Origin of the sequence: Selenomonas sp. oral taxon 892 str. F0426 (assembly GCF_000468035.1) — a bacterium.
Classification (GTDB): Bacteria; Bacillota; Negativicutes; order Selenomonadales; family Selenomonadaceae; genus Centipeda.
On the sequence record NZ_KI260536.1, the window covers coordinates 1 to 1,190 of the forward strand.

The window sequence follows — 1,190 nt, forward strand, 5'->3', positions numbered from 1 at the left end:
AGTCCTCCTCCTCGCCAATCGGCGTTTCGAGCGACACGGGTTCCTGTGCGATCTTCATGATCTCACGCACGCGTGCTGTGCTCAGCCCCATGTGTTTTGCTATCTCATCAGGGGTTGCATCGCGCCCGAGCTCCTGCAGGAGCTGGCGCGAGATGCGAATGTACTTGTTGATCGTCTCGACCATGTGGACGGGAATGCGGATCGTGCGTGCCTGATCGGCAATCGCACGCGTAATTGCCTGTCGGATCCACCACGTTGCATACGTGCTGAATTTATACCCCTTGCTGTAGTCGAATTTTTCGACTGCCTTTAAGAGTCCGAGGTTCCCCTCCTGGATGAGATCGAGGAAGAGCATGCCGCGTCCTACATAGCGCTTTGCAATGCTCACGACGAGGCGCAGGTTCGCCTCCTCAAGCCGATGACGTGCCTCCTCATCGCCCGCCTCCATACGCTGTGCAAGCTCGACCTCCTCCTCTGCCGTCAGCAGAGGCACATGTCCGATTTCCTTGAGATACATACGGACAGGATCATCAAGAGAAATCCCCTCGGGAACGGAGAGATCGATCTCGACCTCCTCCTCTTTCTCGGGGGGGGCATCGTCCGCAGATTCATTCGCTGCCACCGGTACATCATCGACAATCTCAACGCCCTCATCGCTAAAGCGCTGGTACATATCGTCCATTTCATCGGGGGACATATCCTGTTTTTGCAGTGCGTCAATCAGCTCGCCATACGTCAGAGTCCCGCCGTTGCTCTTGCCCTTGGCAAGCAGGCGTTCAATGATCTCGGCGCCCGGCGCTTTTTTCTGCTCCGTCCCCTCTGTCATAACGCGGCCTCCTATCGTGTATTCGTTCGGTTCTATATTAAAGATCAAAATTTCCTTGTAGTTTGCGCAGACGCACAGGGTGTCTCAATTTGCGCAGTGCCTTTGCCTCGATTTGGCGGATGCGCTCTCGCGTGACACCAAAACTCTGCCCGACCTCCTCGAGTGTGCGCGAACGCCCATCCTCGAGTCCAAAGCGCAGACGCAGGACCTCCGCCTCGCGTGGAGCGAGTGTCTTGAGGACGTCTGCAATCTGTTCCTTGAGCAGCATCATGGAGGCCGCATCTGCGGGATCGAGTGCCGCCTCGTCCTCGATGAAGTCGCCGAGGTGGGAGTCCTCCTCCTCGCCAATCGGCGTTTCGAGCGA

Annotated in this window: 2 protein-coding genes; both read right to left on the reverse strand. The window is 57.1% G+C overall.

Going from position 1 to position 1,190, the window contains the following annotated elements; all coding sequences use genetic code 11:
* A partial coding sequence (locus HMPREF1992_RS04995) for a sigma-70 family RNA polymerase sigma factor (protein ID WP_021684781.1) occupies positions 1–826 on the reverse strand: 826 nt, incomplete at its 3' end.
* A gap of 37 nt (positions 827–863) precedes the next feature.
* On the reverse strand, positions 864–1,190 hold a 327-nt coding region (locus HMPREF1992_RS05000; protein ID WP_021684782.1), incomplete at its 5' end, for a sigma-70 family RNA polymerase sigma factor.